This window comes from Sphingopyxis sp. OPL5, from assembly GCF_003797775.2.
Classification (GTDB): domain Bacteria; phylum Pseudomonadota; class Alphaproteobacteria; order Sphingomonadales; family Sphingomonadaceae; genus Sphingopyxis.
On record NZ_CP060725.1, the window covers coordinates 4,329,420 to 4,354,216 of the forward strand.

Annotated in this window: 23 protein-coding genes and 1 pseudogene; 8 read left to right on the top strand and 16 right to left on the bottom strand. The window is 66.4% G+C overall.

Going from position 1 to position 24,797, the window contains the following annotated elements; translation table 11 throughout:
* The first annotated feature begins 53 nt into the window (after positions 1–53).
* Both EEB18_RS20820 and EEB18_RS20825 read left to right on the top strand, forming a co-directional pair.
* The gene (locus EEB18_RS20820; RefSeq protein ID WP_056347800.1) at positions 54–485 is read left to right on the top strand and encodes an MAPEG family protein; all 432 of its coding nucleotides are present in this window, start codon (positions 54–56) and stop codon (positions 483–485) included.
* 15 nt (positions 486–500) lie between these two features.
* A complete protein-coding gene (locus EEB18_RS20825; protein ID WP_056347802.1) occupies positions 501–935 on the top strand; it encodes an MAPEG family protein in 435 nt (144 codons plus the stop codon).
* Positions 936–971: 36 nt separating this feature from the next.
* Here the strand turns inward: EEB18_RS20825 and EEB18_RS20830 are convergent, their stop codons facing one another.
* Positions 972–2,171, bottom strand: a complete 1,200-nt coding sequence (locus EEB18_RS20830; RefSeq protein ID WP_187141548.1) for a class I SAM-dependent RNA methyltransferase — start codon at positions 2,169–2,171, stop codon at positions 972–974.
* Position 2,172: 1 nt separating this feature from the next.
* On the bottom strand, positions 2,173–3,621 hold the full coding sequence (locus EEB18_RS20835) for an NAD(P)H-hydrate epimerase (RefSeq protein WP_316248978.1): 1,449 nt from the start codon (positions 3,619–3,621) through the stop codon (positions 2,173–2,175).
* Between the two features lie 75 nt (positions 3,622–3,696).
* Here EEB18_RS20835 and EEB18_RS20840 point away from each other — a divergent pair, with 75 nt between their 5' ends.
* Positions 3,697–4,149: a hypothetical protein gene (locus EEB18_RS20840; protein ID WP_187141546.1), complete on the top strand. Its 453-nt coding sequence runs from the start codon at positions 3,697–3,699 to the stop codon at positions 4,147–4,149.
* Here EEB18_RS20840 and EEB18_RS20845 read toward each other — a convergent pair.
* The 7 genes from EEB18_RS20845 to EEB18_RS20875 all read right to left on the bottom strand — a co-directional run bounded on the left by EEB18_RS20845 (position 4,134) and on the right by EEB18_RS20875 (position 11,627).
* A complete protein-coding gene (locus EEB18_RS20845; protein WP_187141545.1) occupies positions 4,134–4,430 on the bottom strand; it encodes a hypothetical protein in 297 nt (98 codons plus the stop codon). The genes EEB18_RS20840 and EEB18_RS20845 overlap by 16 nt on opposite strands.
* 12 nt (positions 4,431–4,442) lie before the next feature.
* Positions 4,443–4,832, bottom strand: a complete 390-nt coding sequence (locus EEB18_RS20850) for a hypothetical protein (protein WP_187141544.1) — start codon at positions 4,830–4,832, stop codon at positions 4,443–4,445.
* Complete coding sequence (ilvD, locus tag EEB18_RS20855) at positions 4,829–6,691, bottom strand: dihydroxy-acid dehydratase (protein WP_056347815.1); 1,863 nt, start codon at positions 6,689–6,691, stop codon at positions 4,829–4,831. Before ilvD ends, EEB18_RS20850 begins: the two co-directional genes overlap by 4 nt.
* A 59-nt stretch (positions 6,692–6,750) precedes the next feature.
* Positions 6,751–7,482, bottom strand: coding sequence for an N-formylglutamate amidohydrolase (locus EEB18_RS20860; RefSeq protein ID WP_187141543.1), 732 nt, complete (start codon positions 7,480–7,482; stop codon positions 6,751–6,753).
* A complete protein-coding gene (locus EEB18_RS20865; RefSeq protein WP_187141542.1) occupies positions 7,479–8,327 on the bottom strand; it encodes a 4-(cytidine 5'-diphospho)-2-C-methyl-D-erythritol kinase in 849 nt (282 codons plus the stop codon). Before EEB18_RS20865 ends, EEB18_RS20860 begins: the two co-directional genes overlap by 4 nt.
* Positions 8,324–9,877: a tetratricopeptide repeat protein gene (locus EEB18_RS20870; protein ID WP_262408026.1), complete on the bottom strand. Its 1,554-nt coding sequence runs from the start codon at positions 9,875–9,877 to the stop codon at positions 8,324–8,326. Before EEB18_RS20870 ends, EEB18_RS20865 begins: the two co-directional genes overlap by 4 nt.
* Before the next feature lie 94 nt (positions 9,878–9,971).
* Positions 9,972–11,627, bottom strand: coding sequence for an electron transfer flavoprotein-ubiquinone oxidoreductase (locus EEB18_RS20875; protein ID WP_187141541.1), 1,656 nt, complete (start codon positions 11,625–11,627; stop codon positions 9,972–9,974).
* A gap of 143 nt (positions 11,628–11,770) precedes the next feature.
* Here EEB18_RS20875 and EEB18_RS20880 point away from each other — a divergent pair, with 143 nt between their 5' ends.
* The 5 genes and pseudogenes from EEB18_RS20880 (at position 11,771) to EEB18_RS20900 (ending at position 16,386) form a co-directional block, all read left to right on the top strand.
* The gene (locus EEB18_RS20880; protein WP_262408027.1) at positions 11,771–12,541 is read left to right on the top strand and encodes a uracil-DNA glycosylase family protein; all 771 of its coding nucleotides are present in this window, start codon (positions 11,771–11,773) and stop codon (positions 12,539–12,541) included.
* A 3-nt stretch (positions 12,542–12,544) separates the two neighbouring features.
* Positions 12,545–14,290, top strand: a complete 1,746-nt coding sequence (locus EEB18_RS20885) for a lytic transglycosylase domain-containing protein (RefSeq protein WP_187141539.1) — start codon at positions 12,545–12,547, stop codon at positions 14,288–14,290.
* Positions 14,280–14,804 carry a molybdenum cofactor biosynthesis protein B gene (gene moaB / locus EEB18_RS20890; protein ID WP_187141538.1) on the top strand — a complete coding sequence of 175 codons (525 nt, stop codon included), beginning with the start codon at positions 14,280–14,282 and terminating at the stop codon, positions 14,802–14,804. Before EEB18_RS20885 ends, moaB begins: the two co-directional genes overlap by 11 nt.
* Before the next feature lie 149 nt (positions 14,805–14,953).
* Entirely contained in the window at positions 14,954–16,042 is a 1,089-nt protein-coding gene (locus EEB18_RS20895; protein ID WP_187141537.1) for a PA0069 family radical SAM protein, read from the top strand.
* Between the two features lie 54 nt (positions 16,043–16,096).
* Positions 16,097–16,386, top strand: a pseudogene (locus EEB18_RS20900) (GIY-YIG nuclease family protein).
* A 44-nt stretch (positions 16,387–16,430) separates the two neighbouring features.
* Here EEB18_RS20900 and EEB18_RS20905 read toward each other — a convergent pair.
* The 7 genes from EEB18_RS20905 to EEB18_RS20935 form a co-directional block, all read right to left on the bottom strand.
* Positions 16,431–18,035 (bottom strand): long-chain fatty acid--CoA ligase, encoded by a 1,605-nt coding sequence (locus EEB18_RS20905; protein WP_187141536.1) that lies wholly within the window; start codon positions 18,033–18,035, stop codon positions 16,431–16,433.
* 95 nt (positions 18,036–18,130) lie between these two features.
* Positions 18,131–18,538 (bottom strand): GFA family protein, encoded by a 408-nt coding sequence (locus EEB18_RS20910; RefSeq protein WP_187141535.1) that lies wholly within the window; start codon positions 18,536–18,538, stop codon positions 18,131–18,133.
* Between the two features lie 4 nt (positions 18,539–18,542).
* Positions 18,543–22,031, bottom strand: a complete 3,489-nt coding sequence (gene dnaE / locus EEB18_RS20915; protein ID WP_187141534.1) for a DNA polymerase III subunit alpha — start codon at positions 22,029–22,031, stop codon at positions 18,543–18,545.
* Positions 22,032–22,088: 57 nt separating this feature from the next.
* Positions 22,089–22,286: a hypothetical protein gene (locus EEB18_RS20920; RefSeq protein WP_187141533.1), complete on the bottom strand. Its 198-nt coding sequence runs from the start codon at positions 22,284–22,286 to the stop codon at positions 22,089–22,091.
* A gap of 10 nt (positions 22,287–22,296) precedes the next feature.
* Complete coding sequence (locus EEB18_RS20925) at positions 22,297–22,773, bottom strand: glutathione peroxidase (RefSeq protein WP_187141532.1); 477 nt, start codon at positions 22,771–22,773, stop codon at positions 22,297–22,299.
* Positions 22,760–23,479, bottom strand: coding sequence for an ABC transporter ATP-binding protein (locus EEB18_RS20930; RefSeq protein WP_187141531.1), 720 nt, complete (start codon positions 23,477–23,479; stop codon positions 22,760–22,762). Before EEB18_RS20930 ends, EEB18_RS20925 begins: the two co-directional genes overlap by 14 nt.
* Positions 23,472–24,722, bottom strand: a complete 1,251-nt coding sequence (locus EEB18_RS20935; RefSeq protein ID WP_187141530.1) for a lipoprotein-releasing ABC transporter permease subunit — start codon at positions 24,720–24,722, stop codon at positions 23,472–23,474. Before EEB18_RS20935 ends, EEB18_RS20930 begins: the two co-directional genes overlap by 8 nt.
* Positions 24,723–24,797 lie beyond the last annotated feature (75 nt).

The window sequence follows — 24,797 nt, forward strand, 5'->3', positions numbered from 1 at the left end:
GCATTGTGGCGGACCAGCCCTAGCATCGTCGCCAAACAAAAAAGGGGAAGCAGATGACGCCGAATATTCTCGCGCCGGGCGCGGTGCTGATCCTGTGGACGCTGATCATGCTGGTGTGGGTCGCGGTATCGCGATTCCGCGCGCTGGCGAAGTCGGGGATCGACCTGAAGGCGGCCCCTCCCGGCGGCCGCGGCGGCGACCTCGAAGGCATATTGCCGCCGCTCGCCAACTGGAAATCGCATAATTACACGCACCTGCTCGAACAGCCGACGCTTTTCTATGCGGTCATCCTGATCCTGCACGCGGTCGGCGGTTATCCCGCCTATGTTGTGTGGATCGCCTGGACCTATGTCGCGCTGCGCGTCATCCACAGTTTCTGGCAGGCGACGGTGAACCGCATTCCGGTGCGCTTTGCCATTTTTGCCGCGTCGACGTTGTGCCTGCTGGCGCTCGCCTTGCTGGCAGTGATCGCAACTTTGGGTTGAGGGGGAGAGAAGAATATGGAAACCAACGCGATATTGGGGCCGGTCGCGACGCTCGCACTATGGTCGATGGTGATGTGGGTGTGGATGTATGCGACGCGCATCCCCGCGATGAGCCGCGCCAAGATCGACGCCGCGAAGCTGGTCGGCGGCACCGGCAAGAGCCTCGACGAGGTGTTGCCGCCCGAAGTCCAGTGGAAGGCGCACAACTATAACCATCTGATGGAACAGCCGACGGTGTTCTACGCGGTCGCGCTGGCGCTCGCGATCGGCGGTCTGGGCGGCGGCCTCAACACCCAGATCGCCTGGGCCTATGTCGGTCTGCGCATCCTGCACAGCATCATCCAGGCGACGGTCAACCGCGTGATGTGGCGCTTCGGCATCTTCGCGCTGGCGAGCCTCGCGCTGCTCGCGCTGTGCGTGCATGCGTTCATGGGCTTCGTGCTGCATTGATCTGGGACGTCGCCCCCGCGAAGGCGGGGGCGACGGCTATTTCGAAAACCGTCCCGCCAGTTCGACATGCGTCGACCAGCGGAACTGCCCGACCGGCTGTACCCAGTCGAGGCGATAGCCGCCCGCGACCAATATCTTCGCATCGCGCGCAAAGCTCGCGGGGTTGCAGCTGACATAGGCGATCGCCGGCACGTCCGATGCCGCCAGTTCCTTCGCCTGCTCCTCGGCGCCGGCGCGCGGCGGATCGAGGATCACCGCGCCGAAGCGGTTGAGTTCGGCCGGCACCAGTGGCCGCCGGAACAGGTCGCGATGCTCGCTCGCGACCAGCGCCCGCGCCCGGTTCGCCGCCCCCGTCAGCGCCGCGACCGCATCGCGCGCACCCTCGGCAGCATAGACTTTCCTGCCCGCCTGCACCGACAGCGCGAAGGTCCCGACCCCCGCGAACAGGTCGGCGACCGCCGGTGCATCGCCGATCGCCCTCGTCACGGCCTCGATCAGCGCCTCCTGCCCGACCGCCGTCGGCTGCAGAAACGCGAAGGGCGGAACCTCGACCGCGATGCCGCCGAAGCGCACCGTCGGCGGATCGGGCTGCCACAGCGTCTCATACCCGTCGCCTTGGTCGATGACGAAGCGCGCGAGCCTGTTCGCCCCTGCGAAATCCTGCAACGCCATCGCCGCGTCGAGTCCTTCGGCCTTCACGCCTTCGAGCACCAGTTCGACGCCCTGGTCGAGCATCTGCATCTTGACCTTCACCGGGCGCCGCGGCGGCGCGATCAGCACCAGCAATTCGCGCACCGGCGCGACGAGCGCGAACAGTTCGGGCAGCAGCAGCGGGCACATCCGCATGTCGACGATCTGGTTGCTCTGCGCCGCGTTGAAACCCATCGCGACCTGCTTACCGGTGCGCAGCGCGGTCAGCGCCGCGCGACGACGGCTGTGCGCGGGCGACAGCAGCGCGGGCAGCACTACGTCCGCCGACACCTCCTGCCCCGCAAGCCCGCCGATCACCCGGTCGCGCACATAGTCGGCGAGCGCGGGTTCGGCGACGTGCTGCATCTGGCACCCGCCGCATTTGCCGAAATGACGGCACGGCGGTTCGGCACGGTTGGGGCCGAGGACGATGATGCCGTCGTCGCGGACATGGTCGCCCGGTACCGCGCCCATCACATGGCGGCCATCGGCGGTCACGCCATCGCCGCGCGCGGCGATACGGGTAATCAGGGTGGTTTCGGTCACGTCAGTCTTTCGCCAGGTCGTCGGCCGCCAGATCGTCGGCGACGAGGCCGGGGCCGATAGCCTGCGCGCGCGCAATATGCCAGCCCACTGCGGAAACCGCCGCATCAAAAGCATCGCCGCCTCGCGCCAGCATCGCCCCGCATGCCCCCGCGAGGACGTCGCCCGTCCCCGCCGTGGCGAGCCAGGGGCTGCCCGGCCAGGCCGCGACGACGCGGCCGTCGGGCGCCGCGATCACGGTATCGGCGCCCTTGTAGATCAGCACCGCGCCCGCATCGGCGGCGGCGGCCTTGGCGCGATCGATCTTGCTGCCCGCCAGCCCCGGAAAAGCCCTGGTGAACTCGCCCTCATGCGGGGTCAGGATCGCGGGCACCGCGCCACGGGACGCGCGCAGGCGCGGCAGAGCGGCAGCGATGGCAGCGGCATCGAGCACAAGCGGCTTGCCCCCATCGAGCGCCGCCGCAACATCGCGGTCCAGTCCTTCGCCCACCGGATAACCCTGCCCGACGATCACCGCGCCGACCCGCGCATCGCCCAGCCGCTTGCCATAGCGCGCCGCCTCTTCGGCAATGATCGCATCGAAAGGCGCATCGTCGGCGCCGCTCAGCACGACATAACCCGCCCCGCTCCGCAGCGCCGCGGCGGCGGTCAGCCGCGCGGCACCGGACATTGGCCCCGACCGGACCAACACCATCCCGCGGTTGAACTTGTGCGCGGTGGCGCCGGGTGCGACGATCAAGGGCAGCGCCGCGCTCCGCATCGCTCGCTCGGCCGCGATCCCGATCGCCGCCAACAAAACCCGCCCGCAATGCGGCGCAGCCGGCAGCAGCACATGCGCGGGCTTGAGCGCCCCCAGGGCGAGCGTCACATCGGCGGACAGCGGCGGTGTCCAGTCGTGAACCCCATCGCCATCGACCCCGCTCGGCACATCAACCGCCAGCACGCGACGCCCGGCGAAGCTCCGCAAGATCGCCGCGAGGTCGCCGCCGATTGGCCGCGTCAATCCGACGCCGAACAGGGCATCGACGATCAGTGGCGCCGGGCCCGTATCGCCCGTCAGCGCCTCGACCGGCCCGCCCCACAGCGCCCGCGCCGCGCGCGCCAGATCGGTCGCCGGTTCGGCCAGCGCGGCAACCCGCACCACCGCACCACGCTCGGCAAGCAAACGCGCCGCCACATAGCCATCGCCGCCATTATTGCCCGGCCCGCACAGGATCAGCACCGGCCCGCCCGCCGCCATACGCCATGCCGTGTCGGCCACCGCCGCGCCGGCCCGGTCCATCAATTCGGACAGCGAGGTCCCGGCCTCCACGCACGCCGCCTCTGCCGCACGCATCGCGGCGGTGGTCAGGATCGGGGCGTCGCGGGGAATGACCATTTCCTTGTCGTAGCGCGTTTGCCGTCGATGCAGAACATTATACGCGTCCTGGTCGCCGATGCCCCGAACCGGCACGCCCGGTTGTTGACGTCCCGCAAAGCCGCGATAGGTTTGTATTCCAGGGTTTCGGGGACAGGGGAATATCGCCGCATGACGTCCGCCTTTTCGATCGAACCGGGTTCCGGCAACCTTTGCGTGGGCGAAGCACGCTTCGCCCCCTATCAAACCCGTGCCGAGATCGAGCCGCAGATCACCCATCTCGTCGAAAGGTCGCGAGACCATGGCAATGGATATGCATGGCTATACCTGCACGGCCTGAGTTTTGGCGGCCACCCGGCGATCGTCTCGCTATGTTTCCAGGACGACCGTCTGGAACAAGCCGGCTGGGGCGTGACCCTGCCGGATGCGGCAGAAGAGGACGGCTGGCCAACGCGCGGCGCCATCGATGCCGAGATCGCCTTTGTTCGCAAGGCGCTGGCCGAAAATCTCGGCCTCGGTCCGAACTGGAAATCCCCCATGACCTTCAAGTGGGGGGAAATCTGGAGTGCGTTCGACGCAAAGGGAGGTTTCGCGAGCAACGGCCTCCGCTACCGGCCGGCCTGACGCCTCGCCCATATGCCGACAAGCGCCGCGGTCGCAGTCAGCAACAGGGTCAACACGCCCGCCGCGAGCGGATAGAGGCCATCCATTTCGTCGAAAGCGCGGCGCCCGGCGGGCGTATATTGCCCCCACCAGGCAAAAATGCCGAGGGGGACGGCCGCGACGACGAAGAGCGGTACGAGCCATCGAATGACGCTCGCTTCAGGAAGTCCGCGCGTCCGACGCCAGGCCAGAGCGGCAAAAACCACGGAAAGAAACAGGCCGAGCAGCGACAGAATGTCCATGCCCCGCAAGGCTTAGTCGACCCCGCCCGTATCCGCCGGCAAACGATACTTGTCCGCTCCGATCGCGACCTCGATCATGCCTTCGCCGATGATCGTCACCGTCGCTTGTTCGGACCCGTCGGCCGAAATCACCCCGCGCCCGTCGGTGGTGATCTGCAAACGCCGATAACCGACGTCGCCGCGCCCGACCACCAATATGGTGCCCGCTTCGCCGTTCATTTCCTGCACCGTGCAGGTGCGGTCGAACAGCTTCGCGCCTTCGAGCGCGCATTCGATGCGCCCGTCATTCGCCGCATCACGCGATTGCTTCGCTTCGGTTTCGGCGAGCTTGGCATTGTCGGGGGCGCGGTCGCACGCCGCGAGCAACAACAGCGGCAGCGCCGCCAGTCCGATAGTCCTCAACCCTTGCCCCCCTTTAGCTGCGAAAGATCGCGCACCGCGCCGCGTGCGGCGCTGGTCGTCATCGCGGCATAAGCCTGAAGTGCTACCGAAACCTTGCGCGGACGCGCTTTCTCGGGCTGCCAGGCAGCCTCCCCCTTCGCCTCCATCACGGCGCGACGCTCGGCCAGCACGCTGTCGGCGACCGCAAGCGTGATCGTCCGCGACGGAATGTCGATGTTGATCAGATCGCCATTCTCGACCAGCCCGATCGTCCCGCCCTCGGCCGCTTCGGGCGAAACATGGCCGATCGACAGCCCCGAGGTGCCGCCGGAAAACCGCCCGTCAGTGATCAAAGCGCAGGCGGCGCCCAGCCCTTTCGATTTGAGATAGCTCGTCGGATAGAGCATTTCCTGCATGCCCGGCCCGCCCTTCGGCCCTTCGTAGCGGATGACGACGACGTCACCCGTCTCGACCTGCCCGGTCAGGATTCCGGCGACCGCAGCATCCTGGCTTTCATAGACCTTCGCAGGACCCGAAAATTTCAGGATGCTCTCGTCGACCCCGGCGGTCTTCACGATGCAGCCGTCGAGCGCGACATTGCCCGACAATACCGCCAGCCCGCCATCCTGGCTGAACGCATGCTCGGCCGAGCGGATCACGCCGGCTTCGCGGTCGAGGTCGAGGTCGTCCCAGCGCCGGTCCTGGCTGAACGCGACCTGCGTCGGCACGCCCCCGGGCGCCGCCATGAAGAATTTCTGGACCTCGGGGTCGTTGGTCCGCGAAATATCCCATTTGTTGAGCGCATCGCCCAAGGTCGCGCTGTGGACCGTCGGCAGGTGCGCGTGAAGCAGCCCGGCGCGCTCAAGCTGGCCGAGGATCGCCATGATCCCGCCGGCGCGATGGACATCCTCCATATGGACGTCGCTTTTCGCCGGCGCGACCTTCGACAGGCACGGCACGCGGCGCGACAGCCGGTCGATGTCGGCCATGGTGAAATCGACCCCGGCCTCGAACGCCGCAGCGAGCAGGTGCAGCACCGTGTTGGTCGATCCGCCCATCGCGATGTCGAGGCTCATCGCATTTTCGAACGCTTCGAAGGTCGCGATATTGCGCGGCAACACGCTGTCGTCGTCCTGCTCATAATGGCGGCGGCACATGTCGACGACGAGGCGACCGGCGTTCAAAAACAAAGCTTTACGGTCGGCGTGCGTCGCCAGCGTCGAGCCGTTGCCCGGCAGCGACAGTCCCAAAGCTTCGGTCAGGCAGTTCATCGAATTGGCGGTGAACATGCCCGAACAACTGCCGCAGGTCGGACACGCCGCCTGTTCGATCGCCAGCACTTCCTCATCGCTATATTTCTCATCCGCCGCGGCGACCATCGCATCGACGAGGTCGAGCGCGACGGTCTTGCCCTTGAGCACGACCTTGCCCGCCTCCATCGGGCCGCCCGACACGAAGACGACGGGAATATTGATGCGCAGCGCCGCCATCAGCATGCCCGGCGTGATCTTGTCGCAGTTCGAAATGCACACCATCGCGTCGGCGCAATGCGCGTTGACCATATATTCGACGCTGTCGGCGATCAGGTCGCGGCTCGGCAGGCTGTAGAGCATGCCGTCATGGCCCATCGCGATGCCGTCATCGACCGCGATCGTGTTGAATTCCTTGGCGACCCCGCCATGCGCCTCGATCTCGCGCGCGACCATCTGGCCGAGGTCCTTCAGATGGACATGGCCCGGCACGAACTGGGTGAAGCTGTTGACCACCGCGATGATCGGCTTGCCGAAATCGCTGTCCTTCATCCCGGTCGCGCGCCAGAGGCCGCGAGCACCCGCCATGTTGCGGCCATGGGTGGTGGTGCGCGAACGATATGAAGGCATTTTGAGCAGTCCTGATAATAATATTTCAAAATTCGGCGAAGAAAGGCGCCTCTACACACCTATTCTGCGATATTCAATGCCAGTTTGTTGCACATGCGAGCAAGCCGTTCGGCGAACAGCGCCTGCCCCGCCGCGTCGCGCGCCAGATCCTGCCGCATCTCGATCCCGACATACGGAATCCCGTTGGCCTCGGCATGCCGGTTCATCGTCGCGTTCAGAAGCTTGCCCGAATAGGGAAGCTGGTCGCCGACGATCAGTCCCTCGGCCTCCAGCGCCGCGATCGCGGGCGCCGCCAGCCGGTCGTCCTCATTGTAGAGAACCCCGGCCTGCCACGGCCGCGCCTGCTCCGGATCGCTCGCGAGCGATGGCGTAAAGCTGTGCAGCGACAGGATCATCGCCGGACGCTGCGCCGCGATCGTCGCGGCGATATGGTCGTGATAGGGCCGGAAGACGCGCGCGATCCGTGCCTCGCGGCCATCATGATCCAGCGCATTGCCCGGGATCGCGTGGCCGTCGCTGGCGATCGGCACCGCGCCGGGCGCGTCCTCATCGCGGTTGCAGTCGACGACCAGTCGCGACACCCCGCCGAGGATCGCGGCATCGACCGCCCCCGCCTCGACCAGCAGCGCCGCGACCTCGGCCACACCGAGATCGATGGCGATATGCTCGCTTAGCAATGCGGGGTCGATGCCAAGGTCGATGTCGGCGGGCACATGGTTCGACGCATGGTCCCCGATCAGCAGCACCCCGCCCGCGCGCGGATACCCGAGCGCGACCCACGCCTCGCTCATCGCAGCGTCCCCGCCATCTGCCACCAATGCGGATGGCTCTGCGCCAGCTTGACCGACGCCGCGTCGCGTTCGGCGAGCGCATCGAACAACGCAAAACAGGTCGCCCCCGATCCCGACATGCGCGCCAGCCAGGGGCTGAGGCCGCCAAGTTCGATGAGCACATTCACGATCGCCGGACATTGCGCGATCGCCGCGCGTTGCAGGTCGTTGCGCGCCGCGAACAATTGCGCGCGCCCCGCCGGATCGCCGAACAGCGCGCCGCGATCGATCCCGTCCCACGCCGCGAACACCGGCCCGGTCGCCACCGCCTCGCGCGGATTGACCAGCAGCACCGGGGTATCGCCGAGGCGCAATTCGGGCACCGGCGAGAGTTGCTCGCCTACCCCCACGCCGAGGCAGGTCGCGCTCGCGACGCACGCCGCGACATCGGCGCCCAGCGGGGCGACGACCCGCGCCAGCGTCGCGTCGCCCAATTCGGGCAGGAAATGTGTTCGCACCAGCCGTGCCATCGCCGCGGCGTCGGCCGAACCGCCGCCGATCCCCGCCGCGACGGGCAACCGCTTGGTCAGCTCGATCGCGAGCGGCGGCACCCGGTCGGCGCCATAGCGTTCGCGGAGCAGGGCAACTGCGCGCTGCACCAGATTGTCCGGCCCGGTGCTCAGCCCCTCGGCAAATTCGCCGTCGATCGTCAGCCTATCGGCCTCGGCCACCCGCGCCGCGATCCCGTCGCCATGGTCGACGAAGGCGAACAGAGTCTCGATCTCGTGATAGCCATCGGCCCGCCGCGCGCGGACATGCAGCGCGAGATTGATCTTCGCCCAGCCCGTCTCGGTAAACGCGGTCATGGTGCGGTCGTCGCGGGGGTCAGCCCGTCGCGCAGCTTCGCCGCGATCCGCGTCGCCATATCGGCTTCCGCCAGCAACGCTGCGGCACGCCAGGTGTAGCGCGCCTGGAACCGCCGCCCCGCCTGCCAATAGGCATCGCCCAGATGCTCGACGATCACCGCATTGCCCGGATCGCCGCCTTGCGCCTTTTCGAGCAGCGGCACCGCTTCATCGACACGCCCGGTCAGGAAATAGGCCCAGCCGAGCGAGTCGGTAACCGCCGCGCTTTGCGGGTCCTGCGCCCACGCCGCCTCGATCTGCGCGAGCGACTTGTCGACATTCTTGCGCCGCTCGATCGACGAGTAGCCGACGAAATTCAGGATGTTCGGATCGTCCGGGCGCAGCGCGATCGCCTTGTCGAGCAACGGCTCGGCCGCATCCCAGTCGTTCGCCTGCAACAGCAGTTCGGCGCGCGCGATCAAGATGCTGCCGTGCAGCGCCTTGTCGAAATCATCGTCGCCCAGATCGGCTTCGAGCCGCGCATAGGCGCGCTCGGCGGCGCGCGGATCGTTCGAGCGCCGCGCGACATCGGCATAGCGCACCAACAAGGTGCGTGCCGGCTTGTCGGTTGCCACCGCCCGTTCGGCGAGCGCCACCGCATCGGCCGTCTTACCGTCATCGGCCAGCAGTTCGGCCCGCCGCATCATCAGCACCGGGGGCAGAGGCACCCGGCCGTCCTGCAGCACGCCGAGCGCATCATCCTGGCGCTCGTTGCGGTCGAGCGCCTCGACCAGCGCGGCGCGCGCCTGCCAGTCGCTGCCTTCAAGCCAGTAAGCGACGCGCGCGAAGAGCAACGGAATCTTCGGATTGCTGTTCGGGGTGCGCGCAAAGCCATCGGCGAGCAGGCCGAACCAGTGCGCCACCCCGCCGCGCGGGTTGATCACCGCCTGGTCGGGCAGCAACAGCACCGGATCTTCGCGCTCGCCGGCCGCCAGCGCGATCCGCCCACGCAGCCGCTTCGCCGCATCACTCTCGCCCGTCTTGTCGAGCGTCGCGGCAAGGCGAACCGCGACCAACTGGCTGGTGCGATCGGTCAGCGTCACCTTGTCGGCGAGCGCCACCGCATCGGCCTTGCGTCCCGTCGCAAGCTGGACCAGCGCCGCTTCGAGCTGGAACGCCGGCTGCGGCAGTCCGCGCCCGCCAGCGTCGAGCAGATGCCGCTCGGGCGATTTTTCGCGCAGTCCCGCATCGATCCAGCTGTTCAGCGGCGGCGTCACCAGCCGCGCGACCGCGTCGCCGCCGGTCTTGTCGGCACGACCCGCGACATAGTCGCGCGCGGCTTTCCAGTCCGACCGGCGCAGGGCGTCGGTGACCAGCACCAGTTGTGCATCGAACCGGCGGTCGCCGCCGGCCCACAGCAGCGCTGCGGCGCTGCGCGCGGCCTCGAGATCGCCCGCGTCGATCGCCTGTTCGAGCATCCGCCCGCGCAGCCCGGGCAGGTCGGGGATCAGGCTCGACGCCGCGGTCAGCGCGGCGAGCGCCTGCTGCGGATCGCCGGCATCCTCGGCCAACCGCGCGCGGGCCAGCGCGTTCAGCGCCGCATCGCCGCCGTCGGCCGCCTGTGCAACGAACGGCGCCAGCGCCGCGACCGCGATCAGGCCAAACTTACATATTCGGATAATTGGGGCCTCCGCCGCCTTCGGGGGTGACCCAGTTGATATTCTGGGTCGGGTCCTTGATGTCGCACGTCTTGCAATGGACGCAATTCTGCGCGTTGATTACGAACTTCGGGTCGCCTTCGGCTTCGCCGACGATCTCGTACACCCCCGCCGGGCAATAGCGCTGCGCCGGCTCGTCATAGAGCGGCAGATTATACGCGACCGGGATCGACGGGTCCTTGAGCTGCAGGTGGACCGGCTGGTCTTCCTCATGGTTGGTGTTCGACACGAACACCGACGACAGGCGATCGAAAGTCAGCACGCCATCGGGCTTGGGATAGTCGGGCTTCGGCATCATGTCGGCGCGATAGAGGCTCTCGTTGTCCGGATGATGTTTCATCGTGAACGGAACCTTGATCTTCAGCGTTTCGAGCCACATCGTCATGCCCGACAGGATCGTGCCCGCAAGGTCGCCCCATTTCTCGACGAGCGGCAGCACGTTGCGCACGACGCTGAGTTCCTTCTTCACCCAGCTGTCGTCATAGGCGTCCTGATAGGCGGTCAGCATGTCGCTCGTCCGCCCGGCGGTCACCGCCGCGAACGCGGCTTCGGCCGCCATCATGCCCGACTTCATCGCGGTATGCGTGCCCTTGATACGCGGCACGTTCAGAAAACCGGCGCTGTCGCCGATCAAGGCACCGCCCGGGAAGGCCAGCTTCGGCACCGACTGATAGCCGCCGTCGCTGATCGCGCGCGCGCCGTACGACACGCGTTTGCCACCCTTCAGGATTTTGGCGATCTCGGGGTGGGTCTTCCACTTCTGCATCTCCTGGAACGGGGAGATATGCGGATTGCGATAGTTGAGCCAGGTCACGAAACCCAGCGCGACCTGCCCGTTGGCCTGATGATAGAGGAACCCGCCGCCATTGGCATTGTTGTCGAGCGGCCAGCCCTGCGTGTGGATGACACGGCCTTCGGCGTGGTTTTCGGGCTTGATGTCCCACAATTCCTTGACGCCGAGGCCATAGACCTGCGGCTCGCAATCGCTGTCGAGCGCGAACTGCGGCTTGAGCATCTTGGTCAGATGGCCGCGCACGCCTTCGCCGAAGAAGGTGTATTTCGCATGGAGTTCGAGCCCGGGGGCGTAGTCGCCCTTGTGGCTGCCGTCGCGCGCGACGCCCATGTCGCCGGTCGCGACGCCCTTGACCGAGCCATCGTCGTTATAAAGGATTTCGGCGGCGGGAAAGCCGGGGAAGATTTCGACCCCTAGCCCCTCGGCCTGTTCAGCGAGCCAGCGGCAGAGATTGCCGAGGCTGCCCGTATAGGTCCCCTTGTTGTGCATGAAGCCGGGCGAGATGAATTCGGGAAGCCCGAACTTCTTGGTATTGGTCAGCACCCAATGCTGGTTGTCGTTGACCGGCACCTCGGCAAGCGGGCAGCCCGAGGTCCGCCAGTCGGGCAGCAGCTCGTCGAGCGATTTGGGGTCGATGACCGCCCCCGACAGGATATGCGCGCCGACCTCCGACCCTTTTTCAAGGATACAGACCGACAATTCACTGCCCGCTTCGTTCGCCAGCTGCTTAAGCCGGATCGCCGCCGAAAGCCCCGCCGGACCCGCCCCGACGATAACCACGTCATAGGGCATCGATTCCCGTTCGCTCACCGCAATAACCTTTCTGCCGTCCCGGCGCCGGACATTCATCGTGCCCTGCGCTCATTCTGTCACGAATTGCGATGCCCGCCAATTGACGCGTCCGTCAACTGCCTGTTTGAACAAATCACATGGGTGGGCCGAATTCAGCTTTGTTGGCGGAGAGCTATAACGACTGGTGGTCGCTGGCGGGCGTCGACGCGCTTGTTGGCGAAACGCCGGCGGGCTGGCTCGCCGCGCCGCCCGCGAACGACCCGGCGCCCGCGCGTCCGAAAATGGCGCCCGCGATCGCAGCCGAACCCGAAGCCGCCCCTCTTCCCGCCGCGCTCCAGCGTCAGGAGGTCGTCGCAGCGCCCGTGGCCAAGGGCCCGGTCGAGTTGCCCGGGGATTGGGCGACGTTCCAAAGCTGGCTCGCCGACCATCCCGATGTGCCGGGCAGCCAGTGGGACGCGCGCCGCGTGCTGCCCGTCGGCGACGCCGGCGCGCCGCTGATGCTGCTCACCGCCTGGCCCGAAATCGACGACCAGCGCGACGGCGAACTGTTCGCCGGCCCCGCCGGCAAGCTGCTCGACGCGATGCTGCGTGCGATCGGCACGACGCGCGACGCCTGCTATATGGCCAGCCTTGCGGTCACCCGTCCGCCCGGCGGCCGCTGCGACGAGCGCGATCTGGGCGAACTCGATCGCCTGCTCTGGCATCACCTCCGCCTCGCACGGCCCGGCCGATTGCTGCTGATCGGCAGCGACATCGTGCGGATGGCGGCAAAGATCGCGCTGTCCGACGCGCGCGGAAACTTACTCGATATTAACCAAGATGGCGGCAAGGTGGAGGCGGTGGCAATCGCGCATCCCGCAATGCTGCTGGCCCGGCCCGCCCAGAAAGCGGCGGCCTGGGATAGCCTCAAACTGTTCAACCGGGGACGTTGACAGATGATCAAATGGACCGCGGCTCTCGCCGCATCGCTTCTTGTTTCCGTTGCAACGCCCGCGATCGCGGCCGACGCCGGAGACCCGCTCACCGCCGCGCCGCAGACGGTGCCGTCGGTCCTGTCCGGCAAGCAGAAACAGCTCTATTCGCAGGTTCTGGTCGCAATCCGCGCCCAGCGCTGGGCCGACGCCAAGGCGCTGCTCGACGGTGCAGAAAACGGCCCGCTCACCGACTTCCTGCGCGCCGAACTGCTCCTCGCGCCGAACAGCCCCAAGGCCGAAGTCGCCGACATCATGCCGATTCTGTCGCGCTCGCCGAATCTGCCGCAGGCCGAACAGCTCGGCCGCCTTGCCGCCAAGCGCGGCGCGACCGACCTGCCCAGCCTCCCCTATCAGACGCGCCTGTCCTGGTCGGGCAGCGCCCCGCGCCGCCTCGGCGCCGACAGCGTCAGCGATCCCTTCGCCAACGGTCTTGCCAGCAGCATCCCCGACCGCATCAAGAACGACGACCCTGCCGGCGCCGAGGCGCTGCTCAACGCGGTCCTCGACAAGCTCAGCCCCGACTCGCGCGCCGAGTGGCAGCAGAAGGTCGCCTGGTCCTATTATATCGAGAATGACGACCAGAACGCGCTGCGCCTGTCGCTCGCCTGCACCGCCAACGGCGGCGCCTGGGCCACGCAAGGCGCGTGGGTGCAGGGTCTCGCCGCCTGGCGCCTCCACGACTATCGCACCGCGCTGGCCGCTTTCGACCGCGTCGCCAGGGAAGCGCCCGACAGCGAACTCCGCGCCGCCGCTTATTATTGGGCCGCGCGCGCCGCGATGGCGGCCGGCGAACCCGCCTCGGTCCAGCCACGCCTGCGCGCCGCGGCGACCAACGAGGAAACATTTTACGGACTGCTCGCTGCCGAAACGCTCGGCCAGCCGTCCAACAATCCGACCGTCCGCGCCGACCGCAGCGCCTGGCGCGCGCTCGAGGAACAGTCCAATGTCCGCGCCGCGATCGCCTTCGCCGAGATCGGCGAGGACAAATATGCCGGCGACCTGATCCGGCATCAGGCGCGCATCGGCAACGCCGAACAGCATGAGCGGCTGATCGGCATCGCCGGCGCCCTGAGCCTGCCCGAGACCCAGCTCTATCTCGCCCACAACACCCCGCAGGGGCGCAAACTCGCCGCCGCGACGCGCTATCCGCAGCCGAAATGGGAACCCAATGGCGGCTGGCGGGTCGACCCCGCGCTCGTCTTTGCCCACACGCTGCAGGAATCGCGCTTCCAGCGTACCGCGGTTAGCGGCGCCGGCGCGATGGGGCTGATGCAGGTCCGCCCTGGCACCGCGCGCGACCTCGCGCGCTGGAACGGCGACGCATCGGGACCCGGCGACCTCAAGACCCCCGCGGTCAACATGGACTTCGGCCAGCGTTACCTCGAATATCTCAGCCGCGATGGCTCGACTGGGGGCCAGCTGCCGAAAGTGATCGCCGCCTATAACGCCGGCCCCGCGCCGATCGCGCGCTGGCAGACCGAGGTCCGCGATCAGGGTGATCCGCTGCTCTACATCGAATCGATCCCCTATTGGGAAACGCGCGGCTATGTCGGCATCGTGCTGCGCAACTACTGGATGTACGAAGCGCAGCAGGGCAAGCCCTCGGTCAGCCGCGCCGCGCTCGCGCAGGGTAAGTGGCCGCGCTTCCCCGATACCAAGGACCGGGTGCAGCTGACCTACGCCAGCGGCCTCACCAATGCCGATTGACGAAAGCCTGGCTTTCAAGCCGGTCCGCATCGCGGTCCTGACCATTTCCGACAGCCGCAGCGCCGCCGACGACCGGTCGGGCGACACGCTCGTCGTCCTGCTCGGCGGCGCGGGCCACATCCTCGCCGACCGCGCGATCATCAAGGACGAAAAGTCGCTGATCGTCTCGCGCCTCCACAACTGGATCGACGATCCGGCGGTCGACGTCGTGATCACCACCGGCGGCACCGGGGTCACCGGCCGCGACGTGACGCCCGAGGCGCTGCATATGCTCGACGGCAAGGACATTCCGGGGTTCGGCGAGTTGTTCCGCTGGCTCAGCTACCAGAGCATCGGCACCTCCACGATCCAGTCGCGCGCCTGCGCCGTGCTCGCGCGCGGCACCTATATCTTCGCGCTGCCGGGATCGACGGGGGCGGTGAAGGACGCGTGGGAGGGCATTCTCTCCACTCAGCTCGACAGCCGGCACAAGCCCTGCAATTTCGTGGAACTGATGCCGCGGCTGACCGAATAACAACCATATTAGTCATCCCCGCGAAAGCGGGGACCCAGAGCGAAATTGCGCTAACCCTGGCTGCTGGAACTGGGTTCCCGCTTTCGCGGGAATGACGATGGAAGAGAAATGTTCTTCCTTTGTTCCGTCCGGCGCGATATCCTCGCCAAGTGGAATCGCCCAAACCCCTCCCCCCGATCGCCGGCCGCGGCGCGCCGACCAACCTGCGTCCCACCCGCACCGGCTCTCTCGAACGCGCCGCCGACGGCGACTGGCTCGACGAGGCCGAGGCGATCGACGGCGACGCGCCGCGCCTGCGCACCACGGTCACCGTCGAGCACCCGAAAACCATCATCGCGCGCAACACATCGCCCGACATCGGTTTCGACCGTTCGATCAACCCTTATCGCGGCTGCGAACATGGCTGCATCTATTGCTTCGCGCGCCCGACCCACGCCTTCCACGACCTGTCGCCCGGGCTCGATTTCGAAAGCCGCCTCTTCGCCAAGCCCGACGCCGCGAAGTTGCTGCGTGCCGAGCTTGCCAAGCGCAATTACCGGGTCGCGCCCATGGCGATCGGCACCAACACCGATGGGTACCAGCCGATCGAGCGCGAATGGGGCATCACCCGCGCGGTGGTCGAGGTGCTCGCCGAGACCAGGCATCCGCTGATCATCACCACCAAGTCCGACCGCCTGCTCCGCGACCTCGACCTGCTCGCGGGCATGGCGAAGGACGGGCTGGTCGGGGTCGCGGTCTCGGTCACCAGCCTCGACCCTGCGCTCGCCCGCACCCTCGAACCCCGCGCGCCGCACCCGCGCCGCCGCCTCGCCGCGATCCGCAGGCTGATCGACGCGGGCGTGCCGACACAGGTCAATATCTCGCCGATCATCCCCGCGATCACCGATCACGAGATCGAGGCGATCATGGCAGCGGCGGCGGAGGCCGGCGCGATCCGCGCCTCCTATATCCTCGTCCGCCTGCCGCACGAGGTCGCGCCGCTGTTCCGCGCCTGGCTCGCGGCGCACTACCCCGACCGCGCCGAAAAGGTGATGCACATGATCCGCGACATTCGCGGCGGCCGCGACAACGACCCGAATTTCGGGACGCGAATGAAGGGTCAGGGCGTGTGGGCCGACCTGATCCGCACCCGAGTCAAACGCGCCGCGCGCGAACATGGCATGGACCGGAAATTCCCGCCGCTCCGCTGCGACCTGTTCCGCCCGCCCGAACGCGACGGGCAGATGGGGCTATTTTGACAAACCGTCGCCCCCGCGAAGGCGGGGGCCGTTGGCATCATGGAGAAAGGGCCGATGAGAAACGCCTATGTCTACATCATGACCAACAAGCCAATGGGCATCCTGTACATCGGCGTGACGGACAATTTGCCGGCTCGAATTTTCGCGCACCGCTCTGGCACGGGGTCTAAATTTTGCAAGAAATGGGGACTGGACCGCTGGTCCATGCTGAACCGTTCGACCGGATCGACGAAGCCATCGTTCGCGAAAAGGCCTTGAAGAAATGGAACCGCGTCTGGAAACTACGCCTTATTTCCGAAGCGAATCCTGAATGGGCCGACCTGTTCGAGACCATCAACGGTTGATTCGTGCCGCCAGCGGCCCCCGCCTTCGCGGGGGCGACGGGGTCTCACGCAGCAGCCAGCGACTTCAGCCGATAGTCCTTATAATCCTCGCGCAGCTGGCGCTTGAGCAGCTTGCCGGTCGCGGTGTGCGGCAGGGCGTCGACGAAGATCACCTCGTCGGGCAGCCACCATTTGGCGATCTTGTCGCCCAGATAGGCGGTAATGCTCGCCTCGCTGACATCAGCCCCCGGTTTCTTCACAACCAGCAGCACCGGCCGTTCGTCCCATTTGGGGTGATAGACGCCGACCGCCGCCGCCTCCTGCACCCCCGGTGCACCGAGCGCGGCATTTTCCAATTCGATCGAGCTGATCCATTCGCCGCCCGACTTGATGACGTCCTTGGCGCGGTCGGTGATCTGCATGACGCCATCGGGGTGGATCAGCGCGACATCGCCGGTGTCGAACCAGCCGTCTTCGTCGGCCGCATCCTCATCGGCGCGGTAATAGCGTTGGATGATCCACGGCCCGCGGATCTGCAGCCTCCCGCTCGTCTCGCCGTCGCGCGGCAGGATCTGATCCTCGTCATCAACGATCCGCAGCTCGACACCAAAAGGCGGGCAACCCTGCTTGGCGACATTGTCGACCTTTTCGTCGAAGCTCATCGCGTCCCAGTTCCACGGGCGCTTGCCCATGGTGCCGATCGGCGACGTTTCGGTCATGCCCCACGCGTGGGCGACCTCGATATCGTCCTTCATGAAGCGTTCGATCATGGCGCGCGGGCACGCCGAACCGCCGATGATCACCCGCGCGAGCTTGCCATAGCCGATGCCGGTCTTGTCCATATGCGCGAACATCGCGATCCACACCGTCGGCACGCCCGCGCTGTGCGTCACGCCTTCATTATGGATCAGGTCGCAAAGGACCTGCGCATCGTTGCTCGCCGAAAACACCAGCTTCGCGCCGACAGTGGCGGCGGCGAAGGGGATTCCCCAGCTGTTGGCATGGAACATCGGCACGATCGGCAGCACCACGCTGCGGTTCGACATGTCGAACACATCGGGCTGGATCTCGGTGATCGCGTGGATGACGTTCGAGCGATGCTCATAGAGCACACCCTTCGGATTGCCCGTCGTGCCGCTGGTGTAACAGAGTCCGACCGGATCGCGTTCGTCGAGGTCGACCCACTGGAAACGGCCGTCCTCGGCGCCGATCAGCTCGCGGTAGGATTTATAATCGCCCTGCGCGGGCGCATCGAACAGGATGAAATGCTCGACCGTCGGCAACTGGTCGCGCAGCCGCTCGACGATCGGCAGGAACATCGCGTCGAACAACAGCACGCGGTCGGCGGCGTGGTTGATGATATAGACGAGTTGCTCGTCGAACAGCCGCGGGTTCACGGTGTGCAACACCCCGCCCAACCCCGCGCTGCCGTACCAGCTGACCAGATGATGGCCGTGGTTCATCGCCAGCGTCGCGATGCGGTCGCCCTTGGCGATGCCCAGCTTCGTCATCGCTGCGGCGAAGCGGCGCGCATCCTTGCCGACCTCGCCCCAGGTCGAGCGCGTCACACTGCCGTCGGCCCAGCGCGACACGATTTCGCGCGACGCATGCTCGCGCGCGGCGTGATCGATCAGGCTGGTGACGAGTAACGGCTGGCCTTGCATGGACATAGGGGCATCCTCTTTATGATTTTGCCTTGGAATAGAGGCGGCAGGGCGCGCCGCGCAAGGCCAAAGGCGCATTTTCCTGCCGTCACCGGCGCGCCTCAGCCGGGCAGCCCGTCCAGTTTCGCGACATGCTCCAGTTCGACATCCCAGTCCGCGCGGCTCGCACAGCTGATATGCGCGGTCGGCCGGATGGCGACCGGATCGTCGAGGCTCCCCGCCGGCACGACAAGCATGGCGCCGTCCATCTGCACGCTCGGCAGCGCGCTGCCGCACGCGCTGCAAAAGCTCCGCTCGTGGCGGCTGCCGGGAAGGCGCCAGGATTTGGCGGTCTCTTTCCCCGCCAGCCAGGCGATCGTCGCGCTCGACGAGAACAGGTTCGCTGCGTGCGCCGAGCCGCTATCCTTCCGGCACCGTGAGCAGTGACAGAGGAAAAAGGCGTCAAACTCGCCCGAAATCTCGAAGCGGACGGCGCCGCAGAGGCAGGAGCCACAGGTCGTTCGCGTCATCGGGCTAGCGCACCCGAAAATCGCGCGGTGCGACGAGCGACAGCTTCGGATCGGTCACCCCGGCGACCGTTTCGAGCCGCGCGACGAGGTCGGGGTCGAGCGCAAAGCGGCGCCCGAGGTTGATCCGGATATCCAGACCGGTATCGGGATCGAGCGTCGTGATGACGATTGTCCCGCGCGCATCCTCGCGCTGCTCGGCAAAGCGCGCGAGGTCTGCGATCGCGCTCGCCGTCTCGATCCGGCATTCGAGCTGCAACGCGGCGGTTGCGGCGATATCGGCGAGCGGCTGCGCCCCGCGCACCGTCACGCGCGGCGTCTCTTCGCCTTCGAGCAGATCGAGCTCGACGCTCAGCATCGCACAGCCGCCGTCGACCGCCAGCGCTTCCAATATCTTGCCCGCCTGCTCGTCGAAGCAGCTCGACTGGAACTGACCGCTACGGTCGGACAGCGTCAGGTTGAGGAAACGATTGCCGCGCTGCGACATGCGCGGGCGCGCGCTTTCGACCATCGCCGCCATCATCATCGGGATGCGTGTTCCCGGGGTCATCGCGACATTGGTGCAGATGTCACCGTAACTCCGCGCCCCGCGGGCGGCGATGATCGCCTCATAATTCTCGACCGGATGCGCCGAGAAATAAAAGCCGAACGCCTCCTTCTCGCGCGTCATCCGCTCGCCGAGCGTCCAGGGTTCGGCGGTCGGCAGTTGCAGCGCCGGGGCGATCGCGATGTCGCCGCCGAACAACCCGCCCTGCCCGGTCGATCGCTCGTGCGCCGAACTGTTGGCGCAGGCGAGCAACGCCTCGGCGCCGGCAAAAGCGCGCGGCCGTTCGGGCTCGACCGGGTCGAACGCCCCGCCGCCCGCGAGCGCCTCGATCTGGCGACGGTTGAGCTGCTTGGGGTCGATCCGCCCGGCAAAATCGTCGAGGCTCGCGAAGTCGCCATGCGCGCGGCGCTCGGCGACCAGCGCCTCCATCGCCTTCTCGCCGACCCCCTTCAGCGCGCCGAGCGCGTAACGCACCGCCAACCCGTCGTCCGCCTCGCCGACCGAGAAATCGGCTTCGCTGTCGTTGATCGAGGGCGGCGCGATGCCGACGCCCAGCCGCCGCATATCGTCGATGAAGATCGAAAGCTTGTCGGTCTGGTGGCTGTCGAACGACATCGATGCCGCGAAAAATTCGTGCGGATAATGCGCCTTCAGCCAGGCCGTCTGGTACGATAGCAACGCATAAGCCGCCGCGTGGCTCTTGTTGAAGCCATAGCCCGCGAATTTGTCGATCAAGTCGAACAGCTCGTTCGCCGCCTTGGGCGCGATCTGGTTGTGCTCGCCGCAGCCGGTGACGAAGGTCTCGCGCTGCGCGTCCATCTCGGCCTGGACCTTCTTGCCCATCGCGCGGCGCAGCAAATCTGCGCCGCCGAGGCTGTAGCCGGCGAGAATCTGCGCCGCCTGCATCACCTGTTCCTGATAGACGAAGATGCCGTAGGTTTCGGCGAGGATACCCTCGAGCAGCGGGTGCGGATAGGCGATCGCCTCGCGCCCGTTCTTGCGCGCGCCGAACAGCGGGATATTGTCCATCGGCCCCGGGCGATACAGCGCGACGAGCGCGATGATGTCGCCGAAATTGGTCGGCTTCACCGCCGCCAGCGTGCGCCGCATGCCTTCGGATTCCAGCTGGAACACCCCGACCGTCTCGCCGCGCTGGAGCAGCTCGTACACGGCCACATCGTCCCATTCGAGCGTATCGAGATCGACGTCGATCCCGCGCAGCGCGAGCAGGCGCTTCGCTTCCTTGAGCACCGACAACGTCTTGAGACCGAGAAAGTCGAACTTCACCAGCCCCGCGCTCTCGACATATTTCATGTCGAACTGCGTCACCGGCATGTCCGAGCGCGGATCGCGGTAGAGCGGGACGAGTTGGTCGAGCGGCCGGTCGCCGATCACCACGCCCGCGGCATGGGTCGAACTGTGGCGCGGCAGGCCTTCGAGCTGGCGCGCCATGTCGAACAGCCGACGCACCCCGTCGTCCTGCTTATATTCGGTCATCAGCTCGGCGACGCCGTTCAGCGCGCGTTCGAGCGTCCAGGGATCGGTCGGATGGTTGGGCACCAGCTTCGCGAGCCGGTCGACCTGCCCATAGCTCATCTGGAGCACGCGCCCGGTGTCCTTCAGCACCGCCCGCGCCTTCAGCTTACCGAAGGTGATGATCTGCGCGACGGTATCGCGGCCATATTTCTCCTGCACATAGCGGATCACCTCGCCGCGCCGCGTTTCGCAGAAGTCGATATCGAAGTCGGGCATCGACACGCGTTCGGGATTGAGGAAGCGTTCGAACAGCAACCCCAGTTTGAGCGGGTCGAGGTCGGTGATCGTCAGCGCCCAGGCGACGACGCTGCCCGCGCCCGATCCGCGCCCCGGCCCGACCGGGATATCATGCGCTTTGGCCCATTTGATGAAGTCGGCAACGATCAGGAAGTAGCCGGGGAAACCCATCTGGACGATGACCCCGACCTCAAAGTCGAGGCGTTCGACATAGGCCTGCCGCTCTTCGTCGCCGAGCTCGGGATAGAGCGCCAGCCGCGCCTCCAGCCCAGCGCGCGCATCGACAGCAAGCTGCGCCGCCTCGCCCTCGCGGTCGCCGGCGAGGCTGGGCAGGATCGGCGCGCGTTTGGGTGCCATGAAGGCGCAGCGCTGTGCAATGACAAGGCTGTTGCGCATCGCCTCGGGTAAATCCGAAAACGCGTCTTCCATCGCCTCGGCGGGCTTCAGCCAGGCTTCGGGGCTCGACACGCGCCGATCCTCGCTCTCGACATAGGCCGATTGCGCGATGCACAGCATCGCGTCATGCGCGGCGTGGAATTGCGGCTCGACGAACGACGCCGGGTTGGTTGCGACGATCGGCAGCGCGCGCGCATAGGCCATGTCGATCAGCGCCTTTTCGGCCGTCTTCTCGGCCGCATCGCCGCGCCGCGACAGCTCGATATAGAGTCGCCCGCCGAACAGCGCTTCGAGCTGTTCGATATAATCGTCCGCCGCCGTCTTCTGTTCGCCCGCGAGCAATTTCACGAGCGCGCCCTCCCCGCCGCCAGTCAGGCAGATCAGCCCGTCGGTGCGTCCCGCGAGCTTGGCGAAGGTGACATGCGGATCCTGGTCGACCGGGCGGCCGAGATGCGCATCGGACACCAGCGCGCACAGATTGTTATAGCCCGCCTCGTCCTGCGCATAGAGCGCGATCCAGTCGATCTGCGGTGCGCCATTGGCGAGTCGCGGCCCGGGCCGCGCGACGCTGAGGAAAATGCCGACGATCGGCTGGACGCCCGCCGCCTTGCACGCCTCGCCGAACGCCATCGCGCCGTACAGCCCGTTACGGTCGCAGATCGCTACCGCCGGAAATCCGCGCTCGCGCGCCGCTTTCGCAATGGCTTTCGGGTCGATCGCCCCCTCCAGCATCGTGTAACTGGAAAAGACGCGCAGGGGGACAAAGGGGCTGTAGGCCATCGAATGACGCTAGGCATATGTGACGATTCGGGGAAGGCCCGATACGGTCTCCGGCACTCATTTAATCGCGTCGCGCTCCGCCCATTTTCGCGCGATCACCGGTACGACATATCCGATCGCGAAGGCGATCGGCACGAGCAGGAGAACGCCTGTCCACCCGAAATTTTCGCGCACCACAAAATAGACGGCAAGCCATGCGCAGATGATCGCGAACCGCTTCAGGACCATCCGCGTCGTCCGCTTCATCCCCGCCACCGGCAACTCCTCAGCCGAGCAATTCCTCGATCTCTTTGCGCAAAGCTTCGGGCTTGGTCGTCGGCGCGTGGCGCGACACCACCTTGCCGTCGCGACCGACCAGGAACTTGGTGAAATTCCACTTGATCCCGCTGCCGAGCAGGCCGGTCTGCTCCTTCTTCAAATGCTTGAAGATCGGGTCGGCATCGCTGCCATTGACGTCGATCTTCGCCATCAGCGGGAAGGAGACGTCATAGGTCAAGGAACAGAAATTCGCGATTTCCGCCGCATCGCCGGGCTCCTGTGCGCCGAACTGGTTGCACGGAAAGGCGAGGATTTCGAGCCCGCGGTCCTTATAGTCGCGGTACAGTTCCTCCAGCCCCTCATATTGCGGGGTGAAACCGCATTTCGACGCGGTGTTGACGATCAGCAGCACCTTGCCCTGATAATCGCCCAGCGATTGCGTGCCGCCGCCCGGCAGCTTTGCCGAAAGATCATAAAGTCCCATCTCGCCCTCCCCTCAGATCCGCCATGATGATTTCTTCTTCGATCCGCCCTTCGTGCAGGCGCAGGACGCGGTCCATCCGCGCCGCGAGCCGCTCGTTGTGCGTCGCGACCAGCGCCGCCGATCCATTGTCGCGCACCAGCGCGACGAACTGGTCGAACACCCGGTCCGCGGTCGCCTCGTCGAGATTGCCGGTCGGCTCGTCTGCGAGCACCAGCAAAGGCCGGTTGGCCAGCGCACGCGCGACCGCGACGCGTTGCTGCTCGCCGCCCGACAGCTTGCTCGGCTTATGATGCAACCGCTCGCCCAGCCCCAGCCGGGTCAACAGTTCCTCGGCACGCGCCTCCGCCTCGGCCTGTTTGGCACCCCGGATCAGCTGCGGCAGCACGACATTCTCGATCGCGTTGAAATCGGGCAGCAGGTGGTGGAATTGATAGACGAAGCCGATCTTCTCGCGCCGCGTCTTGGTGCGCTCGCCCTGGTCGAAGCGCGTCGCATCCTCGCCGTCGATCATGATCTTGCCGCCAAAGCCGCCTTCGAGCAGCCCGACCGCCTGCAGCAAGGTCGACTTGCCCGAGCCCGACGGGCCGAGCAGCGCCACGATCTCCCCCGGACGCAACCGGGCATCGATGCCGCGCAGCACATCGATGCGCGCACCGCCCTGTTCGAAATGGCGCGTCAGCGCGGTCAGCTGCAAAATATCATTCATAGCGCAGCACCTGCACCGGATCGGTATTCGCGGCCTTGAACGCCGGATAGAGCGTCGCGAGGAAGCTGAAGACGATCGTCATCACCACCACCACCCCGATCTCGACCGGATTGGGTTTCGACGGCAATTCGGTCAGGAACCGCACCGACGGATCCCACAGATTCTGCCCCGACAAATAGCCGATCCCGTTCAATATCCCCTTGCGGAAATAGAGCGCGACAAAGCCGAGGATCAGCCCGACCAGCGTCCCGCCGACCCCGATCGCCACGCCGATCGCGACGAAGATGCGCAGCACCGAATCGCGCGGCGCGCCCATCGTGCGGATGATCGCGATGTCGCGCGTCTTGGCGCGCACCAGCATGATCAGCGACGACACGATGTTGAACGCCGCGACGAGGATGATCAGCGACAGGATCACGAACAGCGCGACGCGCTCGACCTCCAGCGCCTCGAACAGGCTGCTGTTGGTCGACCGCCAGTCGGCGACGATCGCCGTCGCCGCGAGTTTTTGCGACAGCGGCGCAAGGATTTCGCCGACCTTGTCGGCATTCTCGGTCTGAACCTTGATGATTCCGATCTGGTCGCCGGTCAGCAGCAGCAACTGCGCATCGGCCATCGGCATGATGATATAGCTTTTGTCGAAGTCATAGACCCCGATCTCGAAGATCGCCCCGACCGAATAGCTGATCTCGCGCGGCACCGTCCCGAACGGGGTCGACCGCCCGGCGGGGTTGATGATCGTGATCTGCGACCCGACGTTCGCGCCCAGGTTGCGCGCCAGTTCGGACCCCAGCGCTACCTCGCCCGACCCGTCGGTCAGGCGATTGAGATTGCCCTGCAGCACCTCGCCCTTCAGCACGTCGTTCTTGCGGATGTCGTCGACCAGCATGCCGCGCACCGCGACGCCCTCGACCCGGCCGTTGAAGGTGGTCAGCAGCGGTTGTTCGATGATCGGCGTCGCCGACGTCACCCCGGGGGTCGCGCGCACCTCTTTCAGCACGTCGCGCCAATTATCGATGCGGCCGCCAAAGCCCTGCACCACCGCATGGCCATTGAGTCCGACGATCTTGTCGAACAACTCGCCGCGCACCCCGTTCACGACGCTCATCACGATGACGAGCGCCGCGACGCCGAGCATCACCGCGACGAAGCTGAACGACGCGGCGACGAAGATGAACCCCTCGCCGCGCGCCGGAAGCAGATAACGTTTGAAGATGGTGCGTTCATAGGGACGCAGGATCATAGGGTCGGTCCGTGAAACGCGCTGGAAAATGCCGTCATAGCGCCGCTTTAGGGGGCCTCCCGGTTGCTGGCAATG

Bases quoted from the DNA above. Each gene is read 5' to 3' on its own strand.
- EEB18_RS20820 (WP_056347800.1), top strand. From the start codon at position 54: ATGACGCCGAATATTCTCGCGCCGGGCGCGGTGCTGATCCTGTGGACG.
- EEB18_RS20825 (WP_056347802.1), top strand. From the start codon at position 501: ATGGAAACCAACGCGATATTGGGGCCGGTCGCGACGCTCGCACTATGG.
- EEB18_RS20840 (WP_187141546.1), top strand. From the start codon at position 3,697: ATGACGTCCGCCTTTTCGATCGAACCGGGTTCCGGCAACCTTTGCGTG.
- EEB18_RS20845 (WP_187141545.1), bottom strand. From the start codon at position 4,430: ATGGACATTCTGTCGCTGCTCGGCCTGTTTCTTTCCGTGGTTTTTGCC.
- ilvD (WP_056347815.1), bottom strand. From the start codon at position 6,691: ATGCCTTCATATCGTTCGCGCACCACCACCCATGGCCGCAACATGGCG.
- EEB18_RS20860 (WP_187141543.1), bottom strand. From the start codon at position 7,482: ATGAGCGAGGCGTGGGTCGCGCTCGGGTATCCGCGCGCGGGCGGGGTG.
- EEB18_RS20865 (WP_187141542.1), bottom strand. From the start codon at position 8,327: ATGACCGCGTTTACCGAGACGGGCTGGGCGAAGATCAATCTCGCGCTG.
- EEB18_RS20885 (WP_187141539.1), top strand. From the start codon at position 12,545: ATGATCAAATGGACCGCGGCTCTCGCCGCATCGCTTCTTGTTTCCGTT.
- moaB (WP_187141538.1), top strand. From the start codon at position 14,280: ATGCCGATTGACGAAAGCCTGGCTTTCAAGCCGGTCCGCATCGCGGTC.
- EEB18_RS20905 (WP_187141536.1), bottom strand. From the start codon at position 18,035: ATGTCCATGCAAGGCCAGCCGTTACTCGTCACCAGCCTGATCGATCAC.
- EEB18_RS20910 (WP_187141535.1), bottom strand. From the start codon at position 18,538: ATGACGCGAACGACCTGTGGCTCCTGCCTCTGCGGCGCCGTCCGCTTC.
- dnaE (WP_187141534.1), bottom strand. From the start codon at position 22,031: ATGGCCTACAGCCCCTTTGTCCCCCTGCGCGTCTTTTCCAGTTACACG.
- EEB18_RS20925 (WP_187141532.1), bottom strand. From the start codon at position 22,773: ATGGGACTTTATGATCTTTCGGCAAAGCTGCCGGGCGGCGGCACGCAA.
- EEB18_RS20930 (WP_187141531.1), bottom strand. From the start codon at position 23,479: ATGAATGATATTTTGCAGCTGACCGCGCTGACGCGCCATTTCGAACAG.
- EEB18_RS20935 (WP_187141530.1), bottom strand. From the start codon at position 24,722: ATGATCCTGCGTCCCTATGAACGCACCATCTTCAAACGTTATCTGCTT.